This is a genomic window from Actinosynnema sp. NPDC049800 (assembly GCF_040656635.1).
In the GTDB taxonomy this organism is placed as follows: domain Bacteria; phylum Actinomycetota; class Actinomycetes; order Mycobacteriales; family Pseudonocardiaceae; genus Actinosynnema.
This window is the reverse complement of the sequence record NZ_JBFAMT010000022.1, coordinates 32,370-54,085: the sequence shown is the minus strand read 5'-3', so window position 1 is coordinate 54,085 and position 21,716 is coordinate 32,370. Positions and strand designations below refer to the sequence as shown.

9 protein-coding genes are annotated in these 21,716 nt (G+C 73.5%); 4 read left to right on the top strand and 5 right to left on the bottom strand.

Translation table 11 applies throughout. The annotated features are described in order from the left end of the window. Positions 1–4: 4 nt before the first annotated feature. The 4 genes from AB0I91_RS24270 to AB0I91_RS24255 all read right to left on the bottom strand — a co-directional run bounded on the left by AB0I91_RS24270 (position 5) and on the right by AB0I91_RS24255 (position 14,286). Positions 5–5,872, bottom strand: coding sequence for an RHS repeat domain-containing protein (locus AB0I91_RS24270; protein ID WP_499638940.1), 5,868 nt, complete (start codon positions 5,870–5,872; stop codon positions 5–7). 365 nt (positions 5,873–6,237) lie between these two features. Next, positions 6,238–6,723 carry a hypothetical protein gene (locus AB0I91_RS24265; protein WP_499638938.1) on the bottom strand — a complete coding sequence of 162 codons (486 nt, stop codon included), beginning with the start codon at positions 6,721–6,723 and terminating at the stop codon, positions 6,238–6,240. A 112-nt stretch (positions 6,724–6,835) separates the two neighbouring features. Then, positions 6,836–12,913: an RHS repeat-associated core domain-containing protein gene (locus AB0I91_RS24260; RefSeq protein ID WP_499638936.1), complete on the bottom strand. Its 6,078-nt coding sequence runs from the start codon at positions 12,911–12,913 to the stop codon at positions 6,836–6,838. Positions 12,914–13,125: 212 nt separating this feature from the next. Further along, on the bottom strand, positions 13,126–14,286 hold the full coding sequence (locus tag AB0I91_RS24255; protein WP_499638934.1) for a trypsin-like serine peptidase: 1,161 nt from the start codon (positions 14,284–14,286) through the stop codon (positions 13,126–13,128). Positions 14,287–14,460: 174 nt separating this feature from the next. On the opposite strand from AB0I91_RS24255, the gene AB0I91_RS24250 reads away from it, so the two are divergent. Next, positions 14,461–17,697 carry a winged helix-turn-helix domain-containing protein gene (locus tag AB0I91_RS24250; RefSeq protein ID WP_499638932.1) on the top strand — a complete coding sequence of 1,079 codons (3,237 nt, stop codon included), beginning with the start codon at positions 14,461–14,463 and terminating at the stop codon, positions 17,695–17,697. Here AB0I91_RS24250 and AB0I91_RS24245 read toward each other — a convergent pair. Further along, complete coding sequence (locus AB0I91_RS24245) at positions 17,684–18,526, bottom strand: hypothetical protein (RefSeq protein WP_498777290.1); 843 nt, start codon at positions 18,524–18,526, stop codon at positions 17,684–17,686. The genes AB0I91_RS24250 and AB0I91_RS24245 overlap by 14 nt on opposite strands. A 128-nt stretch (positions 18,527–18,654) precedes the next feature. On the opposite strand from AB0I91_RS24245, the gene AB0I91_RS24240 reads away from it, so the two are divergent. The 3 genes from AB0I91_RS24240 to AB0I91_RS24230 all read left to right on the top strand — a co-directional run bounded on the left by AB0I91_RS24240 (position 18,655) and on the right by AB0I91_RS24230 (position 21,712). Further along, positions 18,655–19,593, top strand: coding sequence for an aminoglycoside phosphotransferase/kinase family protein (locus AB0I91_RS24240; protein ID WP_499638930.1), 939 nt, complete (start codon positions 18,655–18,657; stop codon positions 19,591–19,593). A gap of 28 nt (positions 19,594–19,621) precedes the next feature. After that, positions 19,622–20,161: a GNAT family N-acetyltransferase gene (locus tag AB0I91_RS24235; protein WP_498777285.1), complete on the top strand. Its 540-nt coding sequence runs from the start codon at positions 19,622–19,624 to the stop codon at positions 20,159–20,161. A 501-nt stretch (positions 20,162–20,662) separates the two neighbouring features. After that, on the top strand, positions 20,663–21,712 hold the full coding sequence (locus AB0I91_RS24230; protein ID WP_499638928.1) for a multicopper oxidase domain-containing protein: 1,050 nt from the start codon (positions 20,663–20,665) through the stop codon (positions 21,710–21,712). The last annotated feature ends 4 nt before the right edge of the window (positions 21,713–21,716 follow it).

Below are 21,716 nucleotides of genomic sequence, written 5' to 3'. Positions count from 1 at the left end.
GCCCTCACTTCTTCTTCTTGGTGGAGCTCTTCGAGCTGCTCTTGGTCTTGGTCGACTTGCTCTTGGACGAGTGGGCGCTGCCGGCCTTGCTGTTGGTCTTGGAGCCGCTCTTGGACGTGTAGAGGCCGGGCGGGCTGTAGCCCTCGACCTTGCCGGGCTTGGTGTCGCACGGGTTCCACGGCTTGCACCGGTCGTACTCCCAGTACTCGCGCTCCTCGACGTCCCAGGCCACGTAGTCGAACTCGCCGATCTCGTAGTCGTCGCCCACCCGCCCGTACGGGGCGCTGCCGCCTCCCCAGCCGGTGCCGATCTCGTACCCGCCGCCGAAGGACGTGGACGGCGACTTGATCGGGGTGTAGTGGCACGTGCGCACGGCGCCCGAGGTCCGGCAGTCCACCCGCCACGAGCCCTCGCCCGGGCTGTGCACCGGGTAGCCGTCCGGCGTGGTGGGCCTCGTCGGTCCGGGCGTGGTCGGGATCGGCGGCAGGCTCCCGCTCGGCGGCGGCGTCTGGTAGCCGGGCGGGACCTTCGGCGACCAGCCGCCGCGGTTCTCCAGGATCGCCTTGATGATCTCGCCGGTGTCACCGCCGCCCAGCACGTCGCGCGCGTCCGCGGTCGGGTGCGGGGTGTGGAGCAGGCCCGGTCCGGCCACGTCGTCGCTCCAGCGGAACCCGGTGAGCCCGCTGTCCCACGTGATCGGCTCGGTCCACGACCCGACCAGGAGCCGCGCGGTGAGACCGGTGGGGTCGGCGTGGCTGACCGGCGAGTTGCCCGCGTAGGCGTAACCCTGCAGCTGCTGCGGGTCCTCGGCGTTGAGGATGGGGTCGGCCGAGGCGAACGCGCCGATCGCCGGGTCGTACTCGCGTGCGCCGAGGTGGACCAGGCCGGTGGAGGCGTCGTTCGTGCCGCCGACGAAGCCCTGCTCGCTCGGCCACGCCGGCGTCGTGCCGCGCGGCGCGCCGTAGGGCAGCCGGCGGCGGGTCGTGACGGCCAGGTCGGCCGCGGCGATCGCGGTGCCCGCCGTGCCGGCGTGGTCGTCGACGAGCCAGCTCAGGCCCGCGCCGGTGCGCACCGCGAGGACGGTGCCGTCCACGCCGTAGTGCCGGGTGGCGGTGAGCGCCCCGGTGGCCCGGTCCAGGCGCACCTCGGTGTCGCCGAGGTAGAGGGTGTCGGCCTCCGGGTCGTGGCGCAGCAGCCGGTCGCCGTCCGCGTCGTACTCGAAGGTGGTGACCTGCCCGCCCGCGTCGACCCGGGCGAGCCTGCCCTCGGCGTTCCAGGCCAGGACCTGCCCGGGGCGGCCGACGGTGTTGCCCGCCGCGTCGTAGGTGTAACCGTCCACAACGGACCCGGTGGTCACCGAGGTGACGCGGTGCGGCCCGGCCTGCCCGACCGCCGGGTAGGCGTAGTCGCGGGTCGTGTCGCCGCTCTCGGCGTGGTGCTGCTCGCGGGTGCGGTTGCCCGCCGCGTCGTAGCCGTACGTGTGCCAGTACGGCGCGGGGCCGCCCAGCGCGGCGGTGCTCGGCCCGGCCGCGCAGTCGGCGGTCGTGGTCCACGCCTCCACCAGGCGGCGCAGCGCGTCGCCGCGGAAGCACTGGGTGTCGCCGGAGGCGGCGTCGGCGCTGGAGACGATGTTGCCCGCCGGGTCGTGGCCCAGGGACAGGTCGACGGCGACCTCGCCGGTCTCCAGTTCGGTCTTCAGGCCGGTGAGCCTGCGGGTGGCGTCGTCGTAGGCGTAGGAGCGCATGACCCGGTCGCCGAGGATGCGGTGGCCCAGCCCGCCCACGGCCGTGTAGCCGGTCGCCGTGACGTAGGGCGCGAGGTCGGAGCCGAGCGTGTCGGCCTGGCCCAGCGCGGTGTAGCCGGTGGTCACGGTCTCGGCGGGGAGGTCCCCGACCGCGGGCAGGCCGGTGCTGACGAGCGCGCCCGCCTGGTCGCGCGTCTCGGTGACCTCGTAACGGCCGGCCAGCGCGCCCTCGCGGGCGGGGACGGTGACGGCCGTGCCGGTGGGCAGGCCGAGCGCGTCGTAGCCGGTGACCTCGGTGCGGTACGCCGCGCCGTCGGTGTGCCGGATCGCGGCGGCCGGTTCCCCGATGCCGCCGGGCAGCGCGTCGAAGGTCCACTCGGCGCGCCGGTCCGTCCCCTCGGACACGCCGGTGCGGCGTCCCAGCGCGTCGTAGGTGTGGGTGAGGGTGACGCCGCGGGCGTCGGTGACGCTCGTCAGCCGGTCCTCGTCGTCGTACGTGCTGGTGGCGACGCCCTTGTCCGGGTCGTCCACCCGCACCTGCCTGCCGCGCAGGTCGTGCTCGAAGCGCCAGGTGTTGCCCGCCGCGTCGGCCACCGACGACCGCTTGCCTGCCTTCGTGTAGCCGTAGCGGGTGGTGTGGTGCTCGCCGTCGGGTCCGTCGCCGGTGTACTGGCGCAGCTCCACCAACCGGCCGCGCACGTCGGTGACGCTCGTGGTGGGCGTGCCGCCCGCGGGCGGGTCGACGCTGACCCGGTCGCCCTCGTGGCGGTAGGTCGTGCGGTGCCGCTCCACGCCGTAGGACCGCAGCACCTCGGCGGCCGTGCGGCCCGCGCCGTCGTGCTCGACGGCCTCCTGCGACGGCACGTCGGCGTCCGCGACGACCAGCAGCGACGTGCCCGGCTCCTCGGGGTTGTGGTAGGCGGCGTTGGTCTTGGCAACCCGGCCGTGGCTGTCGTACAGCGTGTCGGTGACGATCCGGCCGCCGGCCGGGGAGGGCTGCTGCGTCTGCCGCTCGCGCAGCAGGCCGTCGTGCAGCGTGTGGCTGGTCAGGTACTGGCCGGAGCCCAGCAACCGGTGCGTGGTGACCACCGAGGGCGCGTCGGCGCGGACCAGGTACTCGTAGCGGGCGGTCGGCGGCTCGGTGCTCGGGCGGCCCGGTCGCCACGCGGCGGTGAGCCGGCCGAGCGGGTCGTAGGTCTGCTCGCCGCGGCGGCCGTTGGCGTCGGTGGTCGCGACGACCCGGCCGCGGTAGGGCTCCAGCTCCTCGGCGCCGGTGTGGCCCAACGCGTTCGTCGTGGTCACCGCGGCGACCGGACCGCCGGTCGCGGGCGTGTACGTCGTCGTGGTGCGGGAGCCCGTGGCGTTGTCCGCGGTGACCACGCGGCCGTGCGCGTCGTGGGTGGCGCGGGACGTGGTCACGTACACCGGTCGGTCGCCGTCCCACGACGCCAGTTCCTCGGTGCGGGTGACGTCGCCCTTGGTGGGCGGGGTGTCGGTGCTGTCCGCGCCGTCGTAGGCGGTGCGCTCGTCGGAGATCACGTCGGCGGGCGCGAACACCTGCGTCGGCTGGTCGTCGCACGGCACGCTCGCCGTGGTCACCCGGTTGGGCCGGTCGACGATCCACGCATCGGTGTTGCGGGCGTAGCCGGTGACGGTGCACAGGTCGTCGTCGGGCACGGCCACGTCGCCCAGGTCGTGGACCTTGGTCACGGTGCCGTAGCCGTCGTGGCTGGTGGTGGTCTCCGACATCCGCGAGCCGCCGCCGGGCAGCGGGGTGCGGGTCTGCACCGAGTCGACCTTGAGGATGCGGGCCTCCAGCGGACCGTTCTGCCGCTGCCGCACGGCGGTCGGCTCGGACAGCCACGGCTGCTGGAAGCGCGCGGAGACCTCGGCGCCGGTGACGGCGTCGCGGACCACGGTCTCCCGGGCGAACCCGGCGTAGCCCGGCACGTCCTCGAGCTGCTTGCCCTGCGAGTCCTGGACCTTCACGTCACGCGTGCCGCCGTCCAGCAGCACGTCACCGTCCATGCCGCGCAGGAACAGGTGCTCGGTCAGCGTGCGCGGGCCGTCCGCGCCGCCGGTGGACACGCGCACCTTCTGGAAGCCGCGCCACGCGCCCCAGGTCTTGAACCGGTCCGGCACCAGCTCGGCGGCGTCGTAGTGCCAGGCCGCGCCCTCGTCCACGTACTCGTACCGGGTGACCGCGTGCGGCGCGCCGCCGACCCGGTCCACCTCGGCGACCTCCCCCACCACGTACTTGGCGAACCACCCCAGTTGCGGCGAGGACAGGCCCGTGGGCAGCCAGAAGGACGGGAAGCACTTCTCGGCGTTCACGTCCTGGCGCGGCAGGGACCCTGGGTCGCACGGATCGTCCAGGTAGGTGACCTCGGTCGAGCCGCCGGTCTCGTTGTGCACGCGGGAGAGGCGCCACTTGTTCATCGGTTCCAGGTCGTTGCCGACCGGGACGCGGTTGGGCAGGCGCACGCCGTCGAACAGCAGCGGCGGCATGGTGGCCGTGCCGCCGACGTGGCCGGTGCGGGTGAGGGCGCGCAGCCACAGCGTCGGGCTGGTGTGGTCCGCGGTGGCCGGGAAGACGTGGTCGAGCCGCCAGGAGTCCACGTCGGCGAACCCGTCGCCCGACCGCACCTGCGTGGTGATCGACGCCAGCCTGGTCGTGCCCCAGAAGCTCGGTCCCGCGGCCGCGCACCCGCCGCCCGCGCAGGCGAGGTCCCACGGGGTGTCCGGCCAGTCGGCCGGCCTGGACGGTTGGCAGGCCGAACCGGGGATGCAGCGCGGCGCGCCGGTGAACACCACGCGGGCGGTGGGCTCGGTGCCGGCGCGGTGGCCGTAGTCGATGCGGGTCAGGTGCCCGGCGCGCACGTACGGCGTGGCGTTGCCCGCGACCCCGGCGCGGCCGTAGTGGTTGACCTCGGTGTCGTAGTGGTAGGAGACCTGGTCGCCGTGGGTGTCGGTGATCAGGTCGAGGTTCCACCGGTAGGCCTGCCGGCACCACGAGGTGTCGAACGACGGTCCGTGGCACGGCTCTCCCGCGTCGTTGCCGAACACCGGCGCCGTCCAGACCGACTCGGCCGCGCCGGCGGAGCCGAACGAGTACCGCGTGCCGTCCGGGCCGGTGACCAGCCAGTGCTCGCCGTCGTCGTCGCCGTTGGCCGCGCCGGTGCGCAGCTCGACCCGCCAGCCCTCGTCGTTGGCCGCGCGCCAGTGGTCGCGGCCGGCGTCCCAGACCAGCTCGCCGGTGAGTCCGGGCAGCACGATGTGCGCGGCCTGCCGGTCCCAGCACAGGTCGCCCTTGCCGGGTTCGCCGTCCTCCGCGCAGGGTTCGTAGGTGCGCTCGATGAAGCCGGGTTCGTAGGAGAAGCCCTCGCCGAGCCAGGAGGCCTGGTTGTTCGTGGAGGCGGTCCGCCCGTCCACCACGCCGGAGGAGTAGGACAACGCGACCTGCGGCGTCGGGCCGGGCGCGGGCGGCACCTCGATCGGGTGGTTCCAGGAGAAGTCACCGGACTGCACGCCCACCGCCCAGGTCGCCGACGGCGCCAGCGAGGTGGGCGAGAAGCTGCCCGATTCACCCGACGTGCCGGCGGTGAGCGCGTAGGTGGCGCTGCGCGTCGGTGCGACCCGGGTCCCGTCGGGCCCGGCCGTCCACCCCCCGGCCCTGCCGCCCGCGACCTCGACGTGGACCTTGCCCGCCTCGACGTCGTTGCGGGCGGGCACGACCTCCCCGGTGGCCACGTCCACGACCCGCAGCCGTGACGCGTAGTCCCCGCCGAACGCGTGCCGCATCCCGGCGTAGTCCAACTCGACCGACACGGGTGCTCCGGCGCGCGCGACCCGGAACAACACCCCCTGCCCGCCCTGCTCGACGACCTCGACCGCCCCACCACGTGCCGTGGCGGCGACCTGCTGCTCGGGCGCCTTCGTCACCGCCGCGGCGTCGACCGCCAACCCGGGCACCGGCGCGTTGCCGGCCACCTTCCCCGCCACCGACCGCGCGCCGGGCAGCTCACCCCACCCCTCCGGCCCCGCGACCGCGGGCGGCACGACCAGGAGCGCCCCACCAACCGCCAACGCCGCACCCCGCGCCACCAGACGTCTCCACGCTGCACCCATGCGAGCTCTCCTCAGCCGCCCACCGGCCAACCCGGCACCGCCGCCAGCCTGGGTCCCGCGCACCGTGTTCGGCGAGGTGTTCGCACGGGGTCGAACGAATCCGAACAGCCGAACGGGCGGCCACCTCACGCGACCGCCCGTCCGACCTTCTTTGAACGCACCGCTCACCACGACGGCGTGGCCTCAAGAGGCCCCACCCGCCAGTGCACAGGAGGGAGCCTCTCCGCATCCCGCGCGGCCGGCGGCTGAGCCCTTTGGCCCATTCCGACGCCTTTCAGCGCCGGCGCGTCCTCCGCCCTTGGCCTGACTGGTCGCGGTAACGCCCGACCAGCCCCGACATCCGACCCGGCAAGCGCGCCCAGCGGTCACTCCTCGTGCCACCAAGGCACGTCTTCCTCGCCGAACAGCAGGACGAAGGTCGAAGCGGGGTACTTGCCCTCGAACGAGGTGAAGTCGACGGTCGTCTCCACCTCGTCGGCCGTGAGCAGGGTGAGGCTCGCCGCGTGCAGCTCGCGCACCAGATCCGCCGGGTCGGGGTCCGCCTCGTCCGCGAACGTGATCACGTCCTGCCGCCGCAGGGTCTCGGCCACGTTGGCGCACAACAACGCGTACGGCCCGACGGCCGACAGCCACAGGCTCCAGGACCGGTTGGAGTCCGCCCGGCTGCGCACGGTGTAGGAGAATCCGACGCCGTCCTCCCAGTCCGTCCAGTCCTCGAGCTTGAACCGGGCGGACAGGGACTTCAGCAGGCCGGCCCAGGGGTTGTTCTCACGGGCGCGCTGGAAGAACGAGTAGTCCGGCTTCCCCAAGTCCCCGTACGCCGCGCGGGCGTACCGCAGTACGTCGTCCACCGGACTCCTCCTCATCCTCGGAACCTACCTCGTCAGAACTCCGGCGACCCGGCCGGACCCGCGCCCTGTCCGACCAGGTCCGCGCGCTGTGCCGCCCGGCACTCGAACGGCGCTACTTCTTCTTTTTCTTCCCGCTCTTGCCCTTCGGCTTCTTGGGTTTGTGCCACGGCGAGCCGTGCATGCCCTGCTTCCCGTTGCTCACCCGAACCGACCTCTGGAGCTTGCCGTTGCTGTCGCGCCCCACCGGCCACGCGAAGTTCAGCTTTCGGATGTGCGGTTGGCTCGGCTTGGCCTTGCCGAGCGCGTTCGCGACCCTCGTGTGGGCGTTCGCCCACCGGCGGCCGAGCAGGAACGTCGAATGCTCCTTGCCCACCGACTTGCGGGTCTTGACCGCATTGGCGTTCTCCTTGGTGCCGCGCGTGTGGTTCAACTGCTTGGGGGTGTCCATCTTGCCGGTGGCCCGTTTGACCGCTCTCTTCGTCTTGCTCACGGCGGTCTTGGCCGCCTTAGCCGTCCCCTTGGCAGCCTTCGCGACGGCCTTGCCCGCCTTCGCCGTCGCCTTGGCACCCTTCGCGGCGGCCTTCGTGGCGGCCTTGCCGACCTTCTTGGCCACCGCCATGCCCGCCTTGAGCAGCAGCTTGCCGCCCGGCACGAGGTTGGCCGCCGCGCCGGCCGCCATCTCCAGGGCCTTCTTCTTGTTGCCCAGCGCCGCGTGCGCCGCCGCACCCGCGATGCCCGCGGCCGTGCCGATCGGACCCGGGATGTAGGAGGCGACCTCTGCCACCTTGGTCACGACCTTCGCGGCCTTCTTGACCCAGCCCCACAGCAGGCCGTCCGGGTCGCTGAACGTCAGCGGGTTGTTGTTGGAGTACAGGTAGCCGTGCAGCTGTTGCGGGTCCTCCTCGTCGATGATCGGGTCCACCGACAGGAACCGGCCCGTCTCCGGGTCGTACTCGCGCGCGCCGAGGTGGGTCAGACCGGTCGAGGCGTCCTCCGTGCCGCCGACGAAACCGCGATCACCGACCCAGCCGCCCGGCTTCTCGCCGCGATCGGCGCCGAACGGCAGGCGCAGCCGGTGCTCCGCGGCCAACGACGAAGCGTCCACCGAAGTCTCGGCGGTGCCGTGGTGGTCGGCGGACAGCCACGTCAACGACTCAGGGGTGCGGACCGCGATCGTGTCCTCGTTGTGCTCGTAGTACCGCGTCGCGGTGAGCAGGCCGGCCTTGTCCACGTGCAGCTCGGTCGTGCCGATGTACAACGTGGTGCCCTCGGGGTCACGGCGGATCAGCCGGTCGCCGTCGGCGTCGTACTCGAACGACGTGGTCTTCTCGCCCTCGACCACCGACGTCACGTGGCCCTCGGCGTCGTAGGACAGCTCCTGCGCTCCGCGCGCGGTGGTGTTGCCCTCGACGTCGTACTCGAACGAACGCACCTCCTCGGCCGCACCGGGCTTGGCCGTGCGCACCGCCGCCAGCTGCTTCGAACCCGGCCGCGGGTACTCGTACGTGCGGGTCGTGTCACCGTCCGCGCCGTGCAGCACCTCGGTGAGCCGGTTGCCGATCTTGTCGTAGGTGTACGAGTGCCAGTACGGCGCGGGCCCGCCGGCGCTCGGCTCCTCGTCGCACGACCACGGCGCGGTCCACGCGTCGGTCAGCCGCCGCAGGTGGTCGACGCGGAAGCACTGCGTGTCCACCGCCCGGCCGGCGGAGGCGTTGACCAGCTTGGTGATGTTGCCCGCCGGGTCGTACTCCAGCTCGCGGTCCACGACGGGCGTCGCGTCGTTCTCCTGGTACATCGTGGCGCCGACGAGCCGCCGGGTGCCCTCTTCGTACTCGAACGCCTGGGCGACCTGCCGGCCCGCGTCACCCATGATGTACATGCCGACCTCGCCGAGGTCGGTGCGCAGCGTCTGCTCGACGTACCTCGACAGGCCCCGCATCGAGTCGACGTTGCCGAACTGGTCGTAGCCCTGCTCCAGCACCTCCGCCGGCAGGCCGCCCATCGCGGGCAGCGACACCGACGTCACCTGGTCGGCGGCGTTGTAGGCCAACGTCGACTCGTACCGACCGGCGAGCGCGCCTTCCCGCGCCGGGACGGTGACGGCGTTGCCGGTCGGCAGCTCGGCGTCGTTGTAGCCGGTCACCTCGTCCCGGTACGCCTGCCCGTCGACGTAGCGGATCTCCGCCACCGGCAGGCCCTTGCCGAGGCTGTCGAAGGTCCACTCCAGCACCTTGGCGCCACCCTGGTGCGTCGCGGTCCTGCGGCCCAGCGGGTCGTAGCTGTGCGTCAGGGTGGAGCCGCGCGAGCCGGTGCTGGTGAGGAGCTGGTCCTCGTCGTCGTACGTCATCGTGGACGTGCCCTGGTCGGGGTCGTCCACCCGCACGAGGCGGCCGCGCACGTCGTAGTGGCTGCGCCAGGTGTTGCCCGCCGGGTCGGTGATGGTCTCCCGCTCGCCCGCCTTGGTGTAGGTGTACCTGGTGGCGTCGTAGTCGCCCGACGGGGAGCCGGACGAGTACTGGCGCAGCTCCACCACGCGCCCCTCGGCGTCGAGCAGCTCGGTGGTCGCGGTGCCGCCGTCGGGTGGGTCCTCGCTCACCCAGTTGCCGCCGTAGGCGGTGGTCGTGCGCCACTTCTCGGTGCCGCCGACCAGCAGCACCTCGGCGATCTCACGACCCGCGCCGTCGTAGCCGAACGCGGTCTGCGCCGGGACGTCCCGGTCGGACACGGCCAGCAGGTCGGTACCGGGCCGGTCGGGGTTGTGGTAGGCGGCGTTGGTGCGCGCCACCCGGCCGTGGCTGTCGTAGATCGTGTCGGTGACGATCCGGCCGCCGTCGGGCGCGGGCGCCTGCACCTGGCGTTCCCGCAGCAGCCCGTCGAACAGGGTGTGGGTGGCCACCTGACCGCCGTGGCCGAGCAGCTTCTTCGTGGTCACGGCGGACGGCGCGTCGTTGCGGAACAGGTACTCGAACTCCACGTCCGGCACGTCGTCGGCGCCGCGGCCCGGCTGCCACACCTTGCTCAAGCGCCCCAGCGGGTCGTAGGTCATCGTGGTGCGGCGGCCGTTCTCGTCGACCTGCTCCACCGCGTCGCCGGTGGCGACCTGGAACGCCGTGCTCTCGGTGTGCCCCAACGCGTTGGTGGTCGTCACCGACGTCACGGGGCCGCCGACCGCCGGCGTGTACGCCGTGGTCTCCTTGTCGCCCAACGCGTCGTACTCCTCGACCTCACGGCCGTGCGCGTCGTACACCGACCGCTCGACCGTGGTGTAGCGCGGGGCGGCACCGTCCCAACCGGACAGTTCCTCCTCGCGCGTCGGGTCGCCCTTGGCGGGCGGCGCGTCGAGGTCGTCGGACCCGTCGTAGTACGTGCGCTCGTCGGAGATCACGTCGCCCGGCGCGTAGTCGGCGACCGAGCAGTTCACCGACACCTTCACCACCCGCTTGGGGGTGGCGATCAGCCACGCGTCGAGGTTGCGGGCGTACTCCACGCGCGTGCACGTGTCGTCGTCGGCGACCGCGAGGTCGCCGAGGTCCGACGTCCGGACGTGGGCCCCGAGGTCGTCGTAGAAGTGCTGCTCCTCGGTCTCCCGGAAGCCGCCGCCCGCCAACGCGGTGCGGACCCTCGTCTTCTTGACCTCGGTGACGTAGGCGCCCAGGTCGCCGGACGCGCGGCGGCGCACCGCGTTCGGGCCGATGACCTCCGGTTCGGTGATCTCCCGTTCGACCTCGGGACCGCCGTCGCCGTCGTAGGTGATCTCCTCGTAGGAGAAGCCGCGCAGCGCGGGGTCGTCCCGGCGTCCGTCGACCACGTCCTGCCGGGTGGTGCCGTCGGCCTTGCGGTCGCCCCACATGCCCCGGAAGAAGCGGTGCTCGACCAGCGTTCGCGGGCCGGACGGGTCGCCGGTGCGGACCTTCACGCTGTGGTAGCCCCGCCACTGGCCCCAAGACTTGAGCTCGTCCGGTACGAGCTCGGCGTCGTCGTGGTGCCACGCCGCGTCGCCCGCCGGGTACTCGTAGGAGATCACCTCGTCGGGTGAGCCGCCGACCCGGTCGATCTCGCGGACCTCGGTGACCAGGTACTTGTGGAACCAGTCCAGCTTGGGCGCGGACGAGCCCTCCGGCGACCAGTTCGCCGGGTAGCACGGCAGGCCGTTGTTGTCGGGGGCCGGCAGGTCGCCCTGGACGCAGCCGTGCGGTGAGTAGGTCACCTGGATCTCGCCGCCGGTCTCGGTGTGCACCCGGCCGACGCGCCACCGCTTCATCAACGGCTGGTCGAGGTCGGGCACGACGCGGTTGTCCAGGAGCACGCCGTCGAAGTTGACGTCCGGGGTGACCGCGGTGCCGCCGACGTGGCCGGTGTGGGTGATCGACTCCAGCCACAGGACCGGGCTGGTGGCGTCGTGGGTGGCCGGGAACAGGTGGTTCAACGCCCAGGAGTCGACGTCCGCGAGCTGCCCGTCCCGCCGCACCTGGCTGGTGATCTTCGCCAGCCGCTTGGCGCCGAAGAAGACGGGCGAGTGCTTGCCCGCGCACGTGCCGCCGTCGCACTGCTGGTCCCACGGCACGTCGGGCCAGTCGGCCGGCTGCGACCGCGTGCACGCCGAACCCGGCAGGCACCGGTCGGCGGCGGTGAACACGACCCGCGCGGCGGGTTCGGCCTGGCCGTCGCGCAGGCCGTAGTCGATGCGCGCCAACTGCCCGCTGCGCACGAACGGCGTGGCCAGGGACGCGGTGTTGTTGCGGCCGTAGTGGTTGGTGTCGGTGTCGTAGTAGTAGGCGATGGTGTCGCCGTGCCGGTCCACGACCCGGTCGAGCATCCACCGGTACGCCTGCTGGCACCACGACGCGGCGAACGACGAGGCGTGGCACGGTTCGCCGGGTTGGTTGCCGAACACGGGCACGGTCCACGCCGAGCGCGCGGCGGCACGCAGGCCGAAGAAGTACTGCGTGCCGTCGGGCGCGGTCATGCGCCAGTGCTCGCCGTCGTTGTCGCCGTTGTCGGCGCCGAAGAGCTGGTCGACCTTCCAGCCGTCGTCCTGCTCGGCGCGCCAGACGCCGCGGCCCGCGTCGTGCACGAGTTCGCCGGCCACCCCGGGCAGCGCCACGACGGCGTTGGCCGAGGCGTAGCAGAGGTCCCCGGTGGGGGTCGCGTTGTTGCCGCCCGCCGCGTCCGCGGCGCAGGAGGTGTACTGGCGCTCGATGAAGCCGGGCTGGAAGTCGAAGCCCTCGCCGATCCAGGACGCCTGGTTGTTGCTCGCGGCGGTGCGCCCGTCGATCCCGCCGGAGGAGTAGGCCAGCGCCACGTCCGGCTCCGGTCCGGGCACCGGGGGCAGGTCGAGGGGGTAGGCCCAGGAGAAGTCGCCGGACTGGAGGCCGACCTCCCACGTGGCCGACGGTGACAGCGACGTCGGCTTGAAGTTGCCCGCGCTGCCGCCGGACGCCGCCGTCACCGCGTAGAGCACGTCGGGCTCCGTGACGCGGCGGCGTTGCTTCTCGTCGTCGGGGACGCCGGGCGTGCCGGACGCGGTGAGCTCGCCGCGGATGCGGCTGCCGCGCACGTCGTTGCGCGCGGGCACGGGGGTGCCGGTCACGCACTCGGCGCGTTCCGGCGCCCACGCCGCGCAGGCGGGCAGCCGCACCAGGCTCAGCCGGGACGCGTAGTCGCCGCCGAACTCGTCGCGGAACGACGAGTAGTCCACGTCCACGGTGACCGGCCCGGCGTCGGCGGCGCCATCGGCGCGTTGGACGCGGAACAGCACACCGCCGACGCCCGCCCTCTCGGCCACCGGCCGGTCGAGCACCTCGACCCGCACCCGCCGCGGGCTCTTGGCGCCGGCGACACCGACCCGCACCGGCAGGTCGGCCGCGCGGGCGGGCTCGGCCGCCACCTCGACCTCGGCGGCGCCCGCCTTCGGCCGGGCGACGTCGCGAGCGGCCTTCGGCGCGGTGACGGCGGACTCGACGACCGGGTCGGGCGGGCGCGGGCGCACCTCGACACCGGTGCCCGGCACGGACTCGGACCGGGTCACGCCGGGCCAACCGCGCGGCGCGGGATCGGCGAACGCGGTGGGGACGCTGAGCGCGCTCGCCACCAGGGCGAGCGCGACCCCGATCGCCAGCGCGGCACGGGGTCTCGGCGGTGTTCCCGGTGTGGACGAGCGACCCCGGCCGGGGCGTCTGCGTGAGCGCACGGGCGTTCCTCTCCTGGGCACCATCAGGCCACCGGGAAGCACATCCGGTCCGCGACGCCGCGAGGGCCGGTGCGAACGGATCCGAACAGATCCGAACGCGACCGGCCCCGCGACATCGGCTCACGACCTGGCGCGCACGCCGGCCGGTCGTGGCTCAGGTGGTGGATCGCCCCGACCACGGGCGCCGAGGCGGGCCCTCGGCGCCCGTGGCCCTACTCGCACTCGTGGTCGTTGAACGCGCTGGGCTGCAGGTGGATCCAGTGGCAGAAGTTGTCGGACCTCTTCCCGGTCACCTTGGTGCCCCAGTTGCCGTGGTAGGCCATGATCGCGATCACCCGCCGGTCACCGCCGTTGTACTGGTAGATCGGTGATCCGCTCTGACCGGTCTGGGTATCGGCGCGGGTCTTGATCATCTTGGCCAGCACGATCTTCGTGGAGTTGTCGTCGCCGTACAGGTGGTTGTCGCACTGCCCGTCGGCCGAGGGCGAGGCCGCGCACTGGTGGTCCCAGCCCGGGTAGCCGAACGTCCAGTGCCCGCCCCAGTACCCGCGGGGACGCCACCCGAGCCAGCCCAGGCGCGCGGTGGACTCCTGGTCCGCCAGCACGATCATCCCGTAGTCGTAGGCCGGGTTGCCCCAGTCGTACCAGCCGGAGACGCTGAAGTACCAGGTGGAGTTCTTCAGGCCGTTCGGGTAGGCGCCGATCCCGTTCTGGCCCGGAGCCACCTTGCGGTTCGGGAACCAGCCCTGGCCCTTGCCGCCGCCGCCCTGGTGGATGCAGTGGCCGGCGGTCAGCAGGTGCCGCGGCCCGACCAGGGAGCCGGAGCAGTGCGAGGTGGTGGAGTCGGGCGCCGAGATCGAGCCCATCGCCCGCCACGGGTAGCCCGTGGTCGCGGTCCGCAGCACGCGGTCGTCGGCGTCGAACACCGTGCGGGTGCCGAACCCGTCCCCCGCCGTGCGCTCGTCGGTGTCGGGCCGCGGCTCGCCCTCGGGGTCCTCGTCCGCCGGCGTCGGGTTGACCGGGCGGGTCTCCTCGGGGCCGACCGGCGACGGCGTGATCTGCCGGTACAGCCGCCCGTCCGGGGAGACCGCGACGCCGAGCTCCCAGCTCTCCGGCTGGGTCACGTCCAGCCGCTGGGCCTCCTCGTCGGTGAGCGCGACCGGCCGCGGCACGGCGGCGGGATCGGCGTAGGTGGCGAGCCCGACGCAGCGCCAGTCGGCGCGCCGGTCCAGCTCGGTGGCGGGACGGTCCGCGCACGGGTCCTCGGCCCTGGCGACCGACGTGGTCACCACGGGCGCGAGCGCCGCGATCAGCAGCAGCACGATCGCGGTGCCCGGCAGGTGTCGTTTCCCGCGGGAGGTCCGGAGTTTCATCGATGCCCCTTGGAAGGTCGGTGAGGTGGTCGCGCACCACGGTCGTCACGCGCCTTCCGGTGGCCTTAGCGTCGGCATAAGGCGGCACGGCCGACCGGCCACCCGGGCTGATCACATCGGGTGAATCCGGCGACGAGCTCGCATCAACGGGCATCGATGTGCGATGGATTACGTGTGACGCAGACCGGGACCACCGACACCGTCGTGCGGCCTCGCCTGGACTACCTGCTGGCCGCGGCGCGGTCGAGCAGGATCACGACGGTGGTGGCGCCCGCCGGGTACGGCAAGACCACGTTCCTCGCCGGGTGGACCGCGCGGGCGGAGGTCGCCTGGCACACGCTCACCGAGGAGGACCGCTCCGCCCAGCCGCTGCTCGTCCGCCTCGCCCGGGCCCTGCGCGTCGTCCTGCCCTCGCTCCGCTTCGAGCCGCCCGCGGTCCTGGCCGACGACGAGGCCGCGGGCGAGGCCGGGCGCACCGACCGGGCGCACGCGATGGCCGCCTCCCTGTGCGACGCGATCGCCGAGGCCGCCGGCGGGCGGACGCTGCTCCTGGTGGTGGACGACCTGCACGTCATCGGCCGCGACGACCGGACGTGCGGCCTGCTCGAAGCGCTGTGCCTGCACGCGCCGCCTGCCCTGCACGTCGTGCTGTCCGGCCGGGAGCCGCCGCCGTTCCCGGTGCAGCGGCCGTCCGGGCCGCTGGAGGTGACCGCCGCGCAGTTGGCGTTCACCGAACGGGAGACGCGGGAGCTGGTGGCCGACGACCGCGCCGCCGCGGAGGTCCACCGCCTGTCCGGCGGCTGGCCGGTGGCGGTGCGGATGGCCGCCGAGGCGCTGGGCCGCAACCCGACGACCGGCCCCGGATCGACGCGGCACGCACCGCCCGCCGCGTTGCCGCACAACCGCGCGCTGTACGACTACCTGGCCCACGAGGTCTTCGACCGGGAACCGCGACCGGTCCGCGAGCTGCTGGCGGTCGCGGCGCTGTTCGACCGCTTCGACGCCGACCTGCTGGCGGCGCTCGGGTTCGCCGATGCCGCGCGGGTGCTCGCCGACCTGCTGGCCCGCGGGCTGTTCGTCGAGCGGCTGATCGCGGACCCGGGTCGGCTCGGCCTGATCCCGCTGGCACGCGCGTTCGTCGCCGGCCGCGCCGGGCTGGGCGCCGACGAGCGACGACGGCTCGGCACGACCGCCGCCGCCTGGCTCGCCGGGCAGGGCCGCCCCGCCGAGGCGCTCGCCGCGCTGGCCGGGCTCGGCGAGCACCGGGTCGTCGGCGCCCTGCTGGCCGAACGCGGCGAGGAGCTGGTGCAGCAGGGCGGCGCGGACACCGTGATCGCCGCCGTGGCCGAGATCCCGCCCGACGAGCGCGACCCGGTCACGTGGCAGCTGGCCGGCGTGGCGCACCAGGTGCGCGGCGAGTGGGGCCTGGCGCTGGCGTGCCTGCGGCGGGCGACTCCGCCGGGCGCTCGCACGCCTCCGGCGCTGGCGGCCCGCATCGCGGCGATGCACTACTTCAGCGGTGCGCCGGACCGGACGCTGGCGGCCTGCAAGGAGTGCTCGACCACCGGGGCCGACCCGGCGGCCGAGGCCAGGGTGCGCGGGCTCGCGGCGAGCGCGCACTGGGCGCGGGGCGACGTCGCGTCGAGCCGGGCCGAGATCGCCGCGGCGTCGGCGCTGGCCGAGGAAGCGGGCGACGACGCGGCCCTGGCCGCCGCGCACACCGTGCTGGCCATGATCGCCGACGCGGAGGGCGACCGCCCGGCGATCGCGGACCACTACGCGCGGGCGTTGGCGCACGCCCGGCTCGCCGGCGACGTGCTCGCCGAGATCAGGATCCGGGTCAACCGGTCCGCCCACCTCGTGCACGAGGCGGACCACGCGGAGGCGCTGGCCGAGCTGGACACCGCGTTGCGGCTGGCCGACCTCACGGGGTTCACCAGCTACCGGGCGCTCGCGCTGAACAACCGGGGCGCGGCGTGGCTGGGCCTGGGGCGGCTCGACGAAGCCGCGGCCGACCTGCACGCGGCGCGGAAGGTGTACACCAGGACGGGTTCGCGGCTCGCCAGCCTGGCCCTGGAGTCGTTGGGCGAGGTCTACCGGCTCCGGGGTGAGCGGGCGCTGGCCCGGGACGCCTTCGCCGAGGCGGTGCGGCTGGCCGAGGAGAACGACGCGGTGCCGCAGCTGGTGCCCGCGCTGGCGGGGCTGGCCCGGGTGCTGGCCGACGAGCAGCCCGGGACCGCCCAGGACCTCGTGCGCCGGGCGTTGTCGTGCGGCACCGGCCTCGGCTACCCGGCGGCGCTGCTGGCCGCCGCACGGCTGGCGCTGGCCCGGGGTGAGCCCGACGAGGCCGCCTCCCACGCCGGCCGGGCCCACGCGGTGGCCGCCCGTCGCGGCGACCGGGCCGCCGTCGCCGCGTCGCTCGAACTGCTCGGCCGGGCCAGGACCGGGCGCGACGAGGCGTTGTCGCTGCTGGCCCAGGCCGCCGCGGCGTGGGCCGAGATCGGCAACCCGATCGGCGGCATCGAGGTGTCGATCGCCAAGGCACGCGTGCTCGGCGGGGCGGACGGGCTGGCGCTGGTCACCGTGGCGGGCCAGGCCGCCGGCCGGATCGGCGCCCGCGGGCTGGTCGCGGAAGCCGCGTCCGTCGCCGAGAGCTGCGGCCGGTCGACCGGGCCCGCGGTGTCGATCCGCACCCTCGGCGGGTTCCAGGTGCTGGTCCGCGGCGCGGCGGTCCCGGCAACCGCGTGGCAGTCGAAGAAGGCGCGCGACCTGGTCAAGATCCTCGTCGCACGGCGGGGACGGCCCGCGACCCGCGAGGCGCTGATGGCGCTGCTGTGGCCGGACGAGCCGCCGGAACGCGTCGCCAACCGGTTCTCGGTGGCGCTGTCCACCGCGCGCCTGGTGCTCGACCCCGACCGGTGCGACCGGCACGGCATCGTCGCCGACCACGACCAGGTGCGCCTGGACCCGGCCGCGGTCGACGTGGACGTGCTCCGGTTCCACGCCGACGCGAAGGCCGGGCTGGCGGGCCGGTCGCCGGCGCTGCTCGCCTCGGCGGAGACCGCCTACACCGGCGACTTCCTGGAGGAGGACCCCTACGCGGACTGGGCGGCCGAGCTGCGCGAGGACACCCGCCTCACCTACCTCCAGGTCGCCTCGGCGCTGGCCGAGCACGTCGCCGCCGCCGGCGACCACGTCGCGACCACCCGGTACTGCCTGCGGGTCCTGGAACGCGACGGCTACGACGAGACCGCGCACCTGACCCTGGTCCGGGCCCTGACGGCGGCGGGCAGCCACGGCGAGGCGCGACGGCGCTACCGGGCCTACGTCTCGCGGATGCGGGAGATCGACGTGGAGCCGAGCCCGTTCCCCGACTCCACGCCGCGCGGTGCGGGGCTCACGCCTCCTTGAGGCAGATCGCGTAGGCCTCCACGTTCCACCGGCTGGCGCCTTCCGGCGCGATCACCGTCATCGAGTCGGTCCCCGGGTCCGGCTTGGCGCTCACCAGGATCGCCTCGGAGTCGGGCGTCTCGCCGCTCACCAAGCCGCCACCGCCCACGAGCCGGAACCCGTCGTCGCAGGTCGCGGTGGCCTCCTGCGCCCCGAGGTCGGGGAACTCGCCCGAGTCGGCCACCACGCGCACCAGGCTGCCGGCCATCGTGGCGTCGCAGATCGCCGACGCCTTCACCGTCCACTGCGCGTTCGCCGGTCCGGACCCCATCGCGGTGGCCGTGGTCAGGCCCTCGTCGGGCACGAGCCCGTACAGGGCCGCCTTGTCCGCGCCGTCGTTCCCGACGACCTCGCCACCGAGACCGGTCAGGCTGTTGGCGACCGGGCAGGAGTCGGAGTGCTCCTTGGGGACGACCTCCGCCGTGCCGAACGGGTCCTCGCGCGCCAGTTCGGGGTTGCCCGTGCCGCAGACCGCGTAGGCGGTCACCGCCCACGCGGGCGTGGTCGTGAGCGACCTGGCCCGCACCACGACCCCGGACAGGTCCGCCAACGGCCGGATGGCGTCGATCGCCACGTCCCCCGACCGGTTGTCGACCGCGCCGCCCGCCGAGTACAGCTTCGTGCCCCGCGGGCACAGCGCCCGCACGGACTTGTCGGCGTCGGTGGACGGGCTCACGGCCTCCACCAGCTGGAGGTCCACGGCGGCCGTCTCCGCGCTCGCCTGCCCGGTCGCCAGCCCCACCGCGAGGCAGCCCATCGCCACCCGTGCCCACCACGTCGTCCTGCTCATCGATCCCCCTTGGTCTCCGCGCGCGGCCGTGCCCCGCGACGCCACGAACCAGGATGGGACCGGGGATTACGGTGGTCTTAAAGTCGGGTGGCCGGCCGCCCCCGGCGCCGAGTCCTAGAGTGGCGCTCATGATCACCGAGGAAGAACGCGCAGCCCGCTCACGACGTGCCCGCGACGCCGCCGTCGACGCCGCGACGGCGCTGGGGCTGGACGCTTCCGAGGCTGAGGTCGTGTACGACGTCTTCTCGGTGGTGGTGGACCTCGCGCCGTCACCGGTCGTCGCACGCGTGCCGGTCGTGACCCCGCGCGGCACCTCGTCGACGGGCTTCCAGCGCACGGAGCTGGCGGTGTCGAGGTGGCTGGCGGCACGCGGCGAGCCGACCGTCGTGCCCAGTGGGCTCGTCCCGGCCGAGCCCGTCGAGCGCGACGGTTTCGCGATGACCTTCTGGGAGAAGGTCGACGGCGTGACCCCCACCGATTACGACGTGGTCAAGCGCATGCCCGTCGTCGCGCGCCTGCACTCGATCCTGGCCGAGTACCCGGGCGAGACCGGCTTCTTCCCGGGGATGCAGGGGTACGTCGACCTCGCCTTCGACGACCTCGAAGGTCGTGACGACCTGCTGCCCGCCGCCGACCTGGCCCGGGCCCGCGCCGAGTGGGCCGTCCTGTCGCCCGCCATCGCGTCGCCCGCCGCGTTCACGCGGATGTTCCCCGGCGTGCCCGTCCAAGTGGTCCACGGCGACGCCCCGTTCTACAACCTGATCGAGACCGCCGACGCCCTGCTGTACTCCGACTACGAGCACGTCGGCGTCGCCCCGGTCGAGTGGGACCTCGCGCACACCGGCGAGGAGGCGATCGCGTCCTACGACGCCGCCGCGGCCGAACTCGGCCTGCGCGCGGTCGACCCGGGCGTCCTGCGCGCCATGGAGCGCTTGCGCGACCTGCAGGTGGTCGCCTGCCTGGCGCTGGCCCCGCAGCTCCCGCTCCTGGTCGACGGCCTGTCCTCGTCGCTGGAGGCCTGGCGGGCCACCGAGCCCTGGCGGGACGGGGAGCCCTCCGCGAGGTGAAGCGGCCACGTGGTGGACAGTCGCGGTCATGGCAGCCGAGGTGACGCCGGGACGCGAGGTCGTGCTCGAAACGGATCGCCTGCTGCTCAGGCCGTGGCGGGTGGCCGACGCCGTCGTCCAGCGCGAGCTGTGGACCGAACGCGATCCGCGAGTGCCGCCGCACCGCCGGATCGACGCCGACGGCCGCCCCACGGTCGAGGAGCTCGAGCAGGCGATCCGCGCCGACGAGCCGCCGTCGTCGACGGGATTGCTGGCCATCGAGCGGAAGGCGACCGGTGACGTCATCGGCTACTGCGGGTTGATCGACAGCGGCCGAGGAGCCGAAGGGGAACCGGAACTGGCGTTCGAGCTGCTGCGCCGGGCCTGGCGTCAGGGTTACGCGACCGAAGCCGCGTCGGCGGTCCTGGACTGGGCGAGGTCGTCGGGGCACCACCGGGTGTGGGCCACGGTCTGGGACTGGAACACCGCCTCCCGCCGCGTGCTGACCAAGCTCGGGTTCACCGAGACCGAGCGGGTGGAAGTGGACCCGGCCCGCGGGACGACCCTGTTCACGACGAGACGACTCTGACACCACGGCTGTCGCCCGGACGAATCGCCGCACCCGGCGGAAACCGACGTCCGACCGCGACCCGCGATCGTCGGCGAAAAAGCACGTTCGCGGATCGACGGCAACCGGCACGGACCGAGAACGAATTCGGACGAGCACGAGCCACCGGTGTTGTCCGCGCCGAGTGCGGCCCGATGGGCCGACCGAGTGAACGATGCACGACTTTCCCACACTATGACACGGATTGTCCGGTCCGTTAGGCCACTTGGCCCTTCACTTTCGTTGAAACCATGCATAAGTTGCAGATGGTTGTTGCGAAAGACTGCCGAACTTCGCGCAACCGCACCGGACAACCACAACCTCCGACGCCGTCCGCGCGAGCGCGCCCCGGACGGTTTGTTCGCCGCGCGAGGAATGGACGTCGAGTCCATTCCCGAGCGGCTCACGCCCTCATTGTTCCGCGCCTTTCCGGCACCGGCTCCGCCCTTTCCGGGCGAATGCCGTCGACCTGGACGGAGAACGATGGACGAGCACGCCCAACCCGGCTGGTTCACCAGGCTCGTGTCCCGGCGCGCCGTGCTGGCGACCGGCACGGCCGGGCTCGCCGTGCCGGCCGCCGTGGCGCTCGGCCCGGTGGCGCCCCGGCACGTCGCCAACGCGCAGGAGGGCGTGGTCAAGAAGGTCACCCTGTACGCGGAAGCCCTGCCGGACAACCTGTACGGCTACGGCCTGGCGCCCGGTCAGGCGACCGTGCCGGGTCCCGTCCTGGAGATCTACGAGGGCGACACGCTCGAAGTCACCCTGGTCAACAACACCGACCGGCGGATGTCCATCCACCCGCACGGCGTCGACTACGGCGTCGAGTCCGACGGCAGCCCGCTCAACGCCTCCTTCAACAACCCCGGCGAGACGCGGACCTACACCTGGCGATCACGGGAGATGACCGCCACCTCGGGCAGGCGCCTGATGCCCGGCAACGCGGGCTACTGGCACTACCACGACCACGCCATGGGCACCGACCACGGTTCCCTGGGCATCGCGCGCGGGCTGTACGGCGCGCTGGTCGTGCGCCGCCGCGGAGACATCCTGCCGGACAAGCAGTTCACCGTCGTGTTCAACGAGATGACCGTCAACAACCTGGTCGCGCCGCACACGCCGATCTTCGAGGCCGACCTCGGCCAGCGGGTGGAGTGGATCGCGATCGGGCACGGCAACCAGTTCCACACGTTCCACCTGCACGCGCACCGGTGGGCCGACAACCGCACCGGGATGCTCGAAGGGGCGTCCGACCCGAGCCGGGTGATCGACAACAAGGACCTCAACCCGGGCAGCTCGTTCGGGTTCCAGGTGCTGGCCGGCGACGGCGTCGGCCCCGGCGCGTGGATGTACCACTGCCACGTGCAGAACCACTCGGAGACCGGGATGTCCGGGATCTTCCTCGTGCGCAACGCCGACGGCAGCATGCCGCCCGGCGCGCAGGAGGCGATCGACCGGTTCCGCGGGCACAGCCACGGCGCGGCGACCGCGCACGCCCCGACCGAGGGGCAGCACCAGCACTCGCCCACGCGATGACCTC